The sequence below is a fragment of the Actibacterium sp. genome (assembly GCF_041584535.1).
Lineage (GTDB): Bacteria > Pseudomonadota > Alphaproteobacteria > Rhodobacterales > Rhodobacteraceae > Actibacterium_D.
Map to the genome: position 1 here is coordinate 1 of NZ_JBFHDW010000121.1, position 7741 is coordinate 7741.

At 61.6% G+C, this 7741-nt stretch carries 10 protein-coding genes; 8 read left to right on the top strand and 2 right to left on the bottom strand.

Annotated elements, in window-relative coordinates; translation table 11 throughout:
- Together ABYW26_RS07665 and ABYW26_RS07670 are read left to right on the top strand one after the other, a co-directional pair.
- On the top strand, nt 1–373 hold a 373-nt coding region (locus tag ABYW26_RS07665; protein ID WP_372604186.1), incomplete at its 5' end, for an adenosylhomocysteinase.
- Between the two features lie 178 nt (nt 374–551).
- Complete coding sequence (locus tag ABYW26_RS07670; protein ID WP_372604187.1) at nt 552–893, top strand: DUF2853 family protein; 342 nt, start codon at nt 552–554, stop codon at nt 891–893.
- 252 nt (nt 894–1145) lie between these two features.
- On the opposite strand, the gene ABYW26_RS07675 is transcribed toward ABYW26_RS07670, so the two are convergent.
- On the bottom strand, nt 1146–1541 hold the full coding sequence (locus tag ABYW26_RS07675) for a DUF1761 domain-containing protein (protein WP_372604188.1): 396 nt from the start codon (nt 1539–1541) through the stop codon (nt 1146–1148).
- 235 nt (nt 1542–1776) lie between these two features.
- Between ABYW26_RS07675 and ABYW26_RS07680 the strand changes: the two genes are divergently transcribed.
- The 6 genes from ABYW26_RS07680 to ABYW26_RS07705 are packed head-to-tail and all read left to right on the top strand — an operon-like array spanning nt 1777 to nt 6911.
- Nucleotides 1777–2769 carry a hypothetical protein gene (locus ABYW26_RS07680; protein WP_372604189.1) on the top strand — a complete coding sequence of 331 codons (993 nt, stop codon included), beginning with the start codon at nt 1777–1779 and terminating at the stop codon, nt 2767–2769.
- Between the two features lie 3 nt (nt 2770–2772).
- Nucleotides 2773–3423 (top strand): RraA family protein, encoded by a 651-nt coding sequence (locus ABYW26_RS07685; protein ID WP_372604190.1) that lies wholly within the window; start codon nt 2773–2775, stop codon nt 3421–3423.
- 2 nt (nt 3424–3425) lie between these two features.
- Nucleotides 3426–4064 (top strand): 4-carboxy-4-hydroxy-2-oxoadipate aldolase/oxaloacetate decarboxylase, encoded by a 639-nt coding sequence (locus ABYW26_RS07690; protein ID WP_372604191.1) that lies wholly within the window; start codon nt 3426–3428, stop codon nt 4062–4064.
- Nucleotides 4061–5044, top strand: coding sequence for an amidohydrolase family protein (locus ABYW26_RS07695; protein WP_372604192.1), 984 nt, complete (start codon nt 4061–4063; stop codon nt 5042–5044). The genes ABYW26_RS07690 and ABYW26_RS07695 overlap by 4 nt, the downstream gene beginning before the upstream one ends.
- Complete coding sequence (locus ABYW26_RS07700; RefSeq protein WP_372604193.1) at nt 5044–5706, top strand: RraA family protein; 663 nt, start codon at nt 5044–5046, stop codon at nt 5704–5706. Before ABYW26_RS07695 ends, ABYW26_RS07700 begins: the two co-directional genes overlap by 1 nt.
- On the top strand, nt 5703–6911 hold the full coding sequence (locus tag ABYW26_RS07705; protein WP_372604194.1) for a multidrug effflux MFS transporter: 1209 nt from the start codon (nt 5703–5705) through the stop codon (nt 6909–6911). The genes ABYW26_RS07700 and ABYW26_RS07705 overlap by 4 nt, the downstream gene beginning before the upstream one ends.
- Here ABYW26_RS07705 and ABYW26_RS07710 read toward each other — a convergent pair.
- Nucleotides 6882–7741 (bottom strand): LysR family transcriptional regulator (locus tag ABYW26_RS07710; protein ID WP_372604195.1); only part of this gene is annotated, 860 nt, incomplete at its 5' end. The genes ABYW26_RS07705 and ABYW26_RS07710 overlap by 30 nt on opposite strands.

Below are 7741 nucleotides of genomic sequence, written 5' to 3' on the forward strand. Positions count from 1 at the left end.
GGTGGCGAGCCTGAAAAACCACAAGTGGACCAATATCAAGGAACAGGTCGACATGATCGAGATGCCCTCGGGCAACAAGATCATCCTGCTCTCCGAGGGTCGTCTGCTGAACCTCGGCAATGCCACCGGTCACCCGTCCTTCGTGATGTCGGCCAGCTTCACCAACCAGGTGCTGGCGCAGATCGAGCTCTGGACCAAGGGCGAGCAATACGACAACCAGGTCTACATCCTGCCCAAGCATCTGGACGAGAAGGTGGCCAAGCTGCACCTCGCCAAGATCGGCGCCAAGCTGACCGAGCTGGCACCCGAGCAGGCGGCCTATATCGGCGTGACGCCGGAAGGCCCGTTCAAGCCGGAACATTACCGCTATTGATCCGGTTCCCCGCCGAATACCGCGCCGCTGCCCATAAGGGCGGCGGCGTTTTTCGTGGCGGGGAAGTCGGGGGCAGATTTCCCTTTGTCTGGGCGGGCTTCGTCGCTAACCTTTCCCCGGACCCCGCACAGATCGGGGCGATATTCAGTAACTGGTCCAGTTAATGTGGGAGAGACCGATGGGAAAACGTGACGATTTGATCGCCAAATATGCGGATGATCTGAAAAGCAAATGCGGCATGACGCCGGATATGGATCTTCTGGCCAAGGTGACCATCGGGTGTGGTCCGGCAATCTATGATGCCGACGCCTCGACCGTCGCCGCGACCCAGCCGGGCGAGCTGGAAACCGTCAAGAACAACTTTCTCATCAAGAAGCTGGGCCTTGCCGACGGTCCCGAGTTGATGGATGCGATCAACGCCGTGATCGAGACCTATGGCCGGTCCGAGCGCAACAAATACCGCGCCGTGGTCTATTACATGCTGACCAAGCATTTCGGCAAAGAAGCCATCTACGGCTAAGCCAATACGACCCTTGCACAAGACCGCCCGTCTGATCCTCAGGCGGGCGTTTTTGTTGGTTAACCGATCTTCAAGATTAACGCCTTGGTTTGACACAGTTTTTAGGAATTCGGGGTTTGCGAAATCCCCCCGGTTTCCGTATCACTGTGGTGTCAGGCCAGGACGGCCGGACCCTCATTAGAACGCGTGTGGTGCGATTGAGAGCACGCGGGGTGGATGGAGGGTTCCGGGGTGTCGGAGCCCTCCATTTTTTCAGAACAGCCCTAAAATCAGCCCGATCACCGCGCAGCCGATCACGGCATAACCGCCGTCAATGATCGCCAGCGCCCGTGGCCGCATCGCATAGGCGTAGTTCATCGCGGTCCACGGTGCGATCAGAAACAGGCCGATGCCCAGCCCGGCCAGCAGCCCTTTGGCGGCGCTGTCGATACCGGCCATGGCGAACATGTGCCGCATCATGCCGGCAACAAGGATCATCGTGATCGCCGAGATCACGAAGGGCAGCGGGCTGCGCCCGTTTGCCGGCTTGCCTTCGGGCGTGCTCTGGATGCCCGCCGCCGCCATCCATGGTTTTGCCAGCGCCATATACCAGACACCGCCAATGACGAATCCGCCCAAGGCGGCGAACAGAACTGAAAGAACTGCCATTCTCATGATCCATTTTGCTTCATTTCGGTGAATTATGCCGGGATCGATCGGGTCCGCCAAGCCTGCGTCGGGGCGCAGAACGCTATCTTGGCCGGGTGCGTCGTAAGGTTAAGGCTACACCCTTAATAACCAACACATGTATTGCAAAACCTGCCCCCTGACTGCCATTCAATAGGCTCAGTCACAGGTCCGGCGCGACAATCCCGGACCAACCTTAGAAAATTCGGGGGGAATTATGTCAAAGATCGTGTTGGGCCTTGCCACGTCACACTCGCCAATGCTGCTGGCCAAGGACGAAGAACTGCCCCGCCTGGTCGAACGCGATCAGGCCGACATGTTGCCTTTCCGTGACAGCGAGGGGAACCGGATCAGCTATGCTCAGGTTCTGGCGAATGCCGACCCCGCGATCGCCGACAAGGCAACGCCCGAGAAAATGCTTGAGCGCGCCGCGCAATGCCGGGCGGCGACCGCGCGGCTGAAACAGGATATCGAAGCGGCCAATCTGGACGCGCTGATCATCATCGGCGATGACCAGAACGAGATGTTCAAGGCCTCGAACCGACCGTCGCTGGCGATCTATCACGGCGAAAAGGCCATGAACGCCTTTCCGCCCGACATGACAGGAATGATGGATTGGCTGGTCGAGCTGCGCTCGCGGTTCTACTCGAACCCGTCGAAGGAATATCCGAACGCCAAGGATCTGGCCGAGCATATCATCACCCATATGGTCGAGAACGATTTCGATGTCGGGGCGGTGAATGAATATCCCCACGGCGCGGGCGAGGGTCACGCCTTTGCCTATGTGCACAGCTATCTGATGAACGACGCCAAGCCGGTGCCGGTTGTACCGGTTCTGCTGAACACGTTCTACAAGCCCAATCAGGTCACCCCGCGCCGGGCGCTGCAAATCGGCAAGGCCATTCGCGCTGCGGTCGAGGACATGCCGGGCGATCTGCGGGTCGGCATCATCGCCTCGGGCGGTCTGAGCCACTTTATGGTCGACGAAGCCTTCGATTCGAAGATCGTGAAGGCGCTGAAGGAAAAGAACGAGACCGACCTGCTGTCGCTGCATCGCAAGAATTACATCGACGGCACGTCTGAAACGCTGAACTGGATTTGCGTGCATGGCGCGGTCGGGGATTTGCCGGTTGATTGGCTGGAATATGTGCCCGGCTATCGTTCGCCAGCAGGCACCGGCGTTGGTCTTGCCTTTGCGGCTTGGGCCTAAGCCATGAGCGCGCTTGTTGATCGCCTGAAGGCGCTGGATACCTGCGTGGTGTCGGATGCGCTGGACGCGCTGGGCTTGCCCGGCGTCGCACAAGGGCTGTCACGTCTGGCCACCGATACCAAGATCGCCGGCCATGTCCTGACCGTCCGTCTGGAAGAGGCCAAAGGCCGCACCGCCGAACGCCACCTGTGCACCTCGGCGATCGAGGCCGCTGCGGCTGGCGATGTCATCGTGGTCGAACATCACAGCCGCACCGATTGCGCCGGCTGGGGTGGTCTGCTGTCGCGCGCGGCCAGCAAGAAAGGCCTTGCCGGAACCATCATTGATGGCCTGTGCCGCGATATCGACGAGGCCCGCGCCTTTGACTATCCGGTTTATGGCCGTGGATCAGTGCCACGCACCGCGCGCGGGCGCATCATCGAGACCGAATTCAACACCGCGATCACCGTCGATGGCATCACGGTCACCCCCGGCGATCTGGTTCTGGCCGACGGCACAGGCATCGCCTTTCTGCCCGCGGATCGCGCCGACGAAATCATCAGCCGCGCCGAACAGCTGTTCGCGAAAGAGGCCGCGATGATGACGGCGATTGACGCGGGCATTTCAGTGGGCAGCGTCATGGCCGGCAATTACGAGCGGATGCTGGAGGATTAGGCATGGATGATCTGCTGGAACAGGCTCGCCCCTTTCCCGCCGCGACGCTTTTGGAAGCCAGCGCGCGCAAGGGGGCTTTGCCATCCGGCATCAAGCCGGTCTGGCCCGGCGCCCGGATTGTCGGTCGCGCCCTGACGGTTCAGTCTCCGCCCTGCGATAATCTGTGGCTGCACCGCGCGATCTATGCCGCCCGTCCGGGCGAGGTTCTGGTCGTTCATACCGGCGATTATTACGAAGCAGGATACTGGGGCGAGATCATGGCCTGCGCCGCGCAACAGCGCGGGATTGCCGGGCTGGTCATCGACGCCTGCGTGCGCGACCGCGACATGCTTGAGGACTTTGGCTTTCCGGTCTTTGCGCGCGGTCTGTGCATTCGCGGCACCGGCAAGGATGTTCAGGCCCGGGGCAGCATCGCCGCGCCGGTGACGATTGGCGGCGTGACCGTGCATACCGGCGATCTGGTCGTGGCCGATGCGGATGGCGTCATGGTTTTGCAGGCCGATGAAGTGGCCGAGACCTTGACCCGCGCGCAGGCCCGCGAGGACAAAGAGGCCGGAATTCTGGAACAATTGCGACAGGGCGCGTCGACGCTCGACCTTTACAACTTTCCGCCCGGCGACATCACAAGGGATCCACGATGATTATTGACACCCACGCCCACGCGGTCTTTCCGCAGGCCATTTCCTCGTATGCCGCCGATCTGGTGGCCAGCCGCGCCAACCCGACAGCGGGTCCGCGTCAGCCGATCACCGACGAGGCGCTGCACGAAATCATGGCGCGCCACATTGGCAATATGGACAAGGTCGGCACCGATTGGCAGATCATCTCGCCCCGGCCGTTCATGCAGTTGCATTCGGTGGACCCGGCCAAGGTCACGCAGACCTGGGTCAAGTTCAACAACGACACGATTGCCCGGCAGGTGGCGATGTTCCCTGACCGGATCAAGGGCATGGCCGGGCTGCCGCAGCACCGCGATTATGACCTGAAGCCCGCGATTGACGAGCTTGAGCGCGCCGTGACCGAGCTGGGCTTTGTCGGCTGTCTTTTGAACCCCGATCCGGGCGAGGGCGGGCAATTGCCGCCTCCGGGTCTGGGCGAGGACTATTGGTATCCGCTGTATGAAAAGATGGTGGAACTGGATGTGCCTGCGCTGGTGCATTCGGCCTCAAGTCAGCATTCGCGCGAAAGCTATACGCTGAAATTCATCAACGAAGAATCCATCGCTGCGGTCAGCCTGACCGAAAGCACCGTGTTCGATGATTTCCCGACGCTGAAGCTGATCATCCCGCATGGCGGCGGTGCGCTGCCGTATCAGATGGGCCGCTTTCATTCGTGGTCGATCCGCCGCAAGCAGGAAAGCACCTTCCTTGAGCGGTTGGGCAAGATCTGGTTCGATACCACGTTGTATTCCGAAGACGCGTTGCGGCTGCTGTTCAACGTCATGGGCACTGACCGGTTGGTCTTTGGCACCGAACGTCCCGGCACCGGCAGCGCGCCGAACCCGAAAACCGGCCGTGATTTTGACGACACCAAGCCGACGATCGAAACGCTGTTGGATGCCGCCGGTCAGAAAGCGGTGTTCGAGGACAACGCCCGCACCTTGTTCGGGGATATCTTTTGATGACCGATACCGCTGTCGAGCGCGCCTCAAAGCTGGATACCGCAACCCTGTCGGATGCTTTGGACAAGCTGCGCATCCTTGGCCAGTGCTATAAGGTGGCGCCGCGCGACCACGGGTTCCGCATGACCGGCCGCGCCTACACGGTTCTGTATGGTCCGGCCTCGAACCCGCCGGGAACGGTCGGGGATTATCTGGATCAGGTCCAGCCCGGTCAGGTGGTGGTGCTGGACAATGGCGCGCGGGATGACGCGACCGTCTGGGGCGACATCCTGACCGAGATGGCCCATGTCAAAGGCGTGGCGGGCACGGTGATCGACGGGATCTGCCGCGACTCGGCGCTGTGTATCGAGCTGGGGTATCCGGTGTTTTCCCGGGGCGCATGGATGCGCACCGGTAAGGACCGCGTGCAGGTCGAGGCCGAACAGGTTCCCGTCACCATCGGCGGAGCGCGGGTCGCGCCGGGCGATATTCTGCGCGGCGATGCCGATGGCGTCGTCGTCATTCCGCAAGAACACGAAGCCGCGGTTCTGGATGCCGCCGAAGCCATCGCCCAGGCCGAGGTTGGCATTCGCAAAGCTGTCCGCGCTGGCATGTCGATCACCGAGGCGCGCCAGCGTTACGGGTATCACAAGCTGCAAACGGCTGGCCAAGACGGGGAATGAGCGACCCACAGTCTCAGCTTGCCGCCCCCGCGTCGCCGCCCAATCTTCTGCTGGCGGCGATGGTGGCCGCTGGGCCGATTGCCATGTCGATCTATGTGCCCGCCCTGCCCCTGATCGGGGCCGATCTGGGCGCGGCGGAACATCAGGTTGAACTGACCGTCACGCTGTATTTCATCGTCTTTGCCGTCGGGCAATTGCTGATCGGGCCGATGTCCGACAGCTGGGGCCGCAAGCGCATGGCGCTGATCGGGATCACCGCCTATGCGATTGGCGGCCTGACTTCGGCGCTGGCGCCGGACATTACGGTTCTGATGGCGGGCCGGATGGTTCAGGCCTTTGGCGGCGCTGCGGGTGTGGTTCTGGCCCGCACCATCCTGAAAGATGTCCACGATGGCGACCGCATGGCGCAGGCCTTGGCGCGGGTGGTGATGATCTCGGCCATCGCGCCGATCATCGCGCCAGCGGTTGGCGGGTTTATCTCTGAGCATTATGGCTGGCGCTCGACGCTGTTCCTGCTGGTGGCGCTGTCGCTGGTGATCATGACCGCGATTGTGTTCAAGCTGCCCGAGACCGCGCCCAAGGACGATGCCGACCGCAGTTTCTCGGGCTATCTGAAGGTGTATCTGGGCCTGCTCAGAAACGTGCCGTTTCTGTCCTATAACGTCCACGCCTCGCTTTTCAGCGTCACCTATTTCGGCTTTCTGACCGGAATGCCGCTGATCCTGACGGCCACAATCGGGCTGGGCACCGCCGCCTTTGGCGCGTGGTATACGGTAATTCCGGTGTCGTATCTGTTGGGCAACGCGCTGGCGTCGCGGATGGTGCGTCTGACCGGGATGCGGCGGGTGCTGTTCTTTGGCACGTTCATTAGCACCGGTGGAGTGGCGGTGATGGTGGCGCTGTCCATCGTTCTGACGCCCTCGGCGCCGATCTTTTTCATCCCGGCAATGGCGATGGCATTCGGGCATGGCATGGGGATGCCGAACGTCACCGCGCTGGCGATGACCCATGTGCCAACGCGCGCCGGAACGGCGGTCGCAGCGATGGGCGCGGTTCAGATGACCAGCGCCTCGATCGGATCGGCCATCGTGTCGGCCTTTGACGGGTCGACGGCATGGCCGGTGCTTATCACGATGATGCTGGCACAGGGCGCCGCCAGCCTGATGGTCGTGCGCTCAGTTCTCCGGGGGCACAGCTGGCGCTGAGGCCGAGGCCCGTCCGCGCCGCTGATACAGCTTCAGATAATCCAGAAACCGCTGTGCAACCTTGCTTTGCCGCCGGTTCGGCGCAAAGGCATAGTGCACGTCCATCGCCATTTCGGGGATATCCACCGGGATACGCACCAACGCGCCGGACAGCACTTGCGAGGCCGCGATCTGATCCAGCCCGCAGAACACCCCCAGCCCCAGCATCACCAGTTCCTGCACGATCGTGCCTTCCTGAATCTGGTGGGTCGCCGGATAATCGCTTACGCCGGCATCGGCCATCATGTTGACCTCCATCTGCCCAAAGCGACTGTCGCGCTTGGTTGAGATCAGCGGATAAAGCTTCAGCTCTTTGACCGGGACGATCGACTTGCTGGCCAGCGGGTGGCTGGGCGAGCAATAGAAAGAAAAGGTCGCGCGCCCGATCTTTTCGGTCGCGACGTCGATGATCTTTTCATAGGACATCAGAAAGCCGACATCGGCCTGTTGTTCGATCACGTTCGAGATCGCCATGTCATAACCGCCGACCTCGACCTGAAATTCGACATCGGGGTTTTCACGGGCATACAGCGCCAAGGGCCGGCACAGCCAACTGATTGCCACCGAGCGCTGACAGGTGATCTGTAGCGGTTTGCGGGCCTTTCGCGGCCGATCAAGCGCCATGTCCTGCTGTAACAACATCGCCTGCGCCAACAGGTCCTGACCGCGCTCATACAGGCGGCGGCCCTGTTCGGTCAGGCTGGACACGGTTCCCCGGCGGCGCAGGAACAATTCGCATTTCATCATGTCTTCCAAGGCCCGAACATGGTTCGAAACCGAGGGGTGACTGA

Excerpts from the sequence above, each read along its gene's own strand:
- ABYW26_RS07685 (WP_372604190.1), top strand. The coding sequence starts at position 2,773 with ATGAGCGCGCTTGTTGATCGCCTGAAGGCGCTGGATACCTGCGTGGTG.
- ABYW26_RS07695 (WP_372604192.1), top strand. The coding sequence starts at position 4,061 with ATGATTATTGACACCCACGCCCACGCGGTCTTTCCGCAGGCCATTTCC.
- ABYW26_RS07675 (WP_372604188.1), bottom strand. The coding sequence starts at position 1,541 with ATGGCAGTTCTTTCAGTTCTGTTCGCCGCCTTGGGCGGATTCGTCATT.
- ABYW26_RS07670 (WP_372604187.1), top strand. The coding sequence starts at position 552 with ATGGGAAAACGTGACGATTTGATCGCCAAATATGCGGATGATCTGAAA.
- ABYW26_RS07700 (WP_372604193.1), top strand. The coding sequence starts at position 5,044 with ATGACCGATACCGCTGTCGAGCGCGCCTCAAAGCTGGATACCGCAACC.
- ABYW26_RS07705 (WP_372604194.1), top strand. The coding sequence starts at position 5,703 with ATGAGCGACCCACAGTCTCAGCTTGCCGCCCCCGCGTCGCCGCCCAAT.
- ABYW26_RS07690 (WP_372604191.1), top strand. The coding sequence starts at position 3,426 with ATGGATGATCTGCTGGAACAGGCTCGCCCCTTTCCCGCCGCGACGCTT.
- ABYW26_RS07680 (WP_372604189.1), top strand. The coding sequence starts at position 1,777 with ATGTCAAAGATCGTGTTGGGCCTTGCCACGTCACACTCGCCAATGCTG.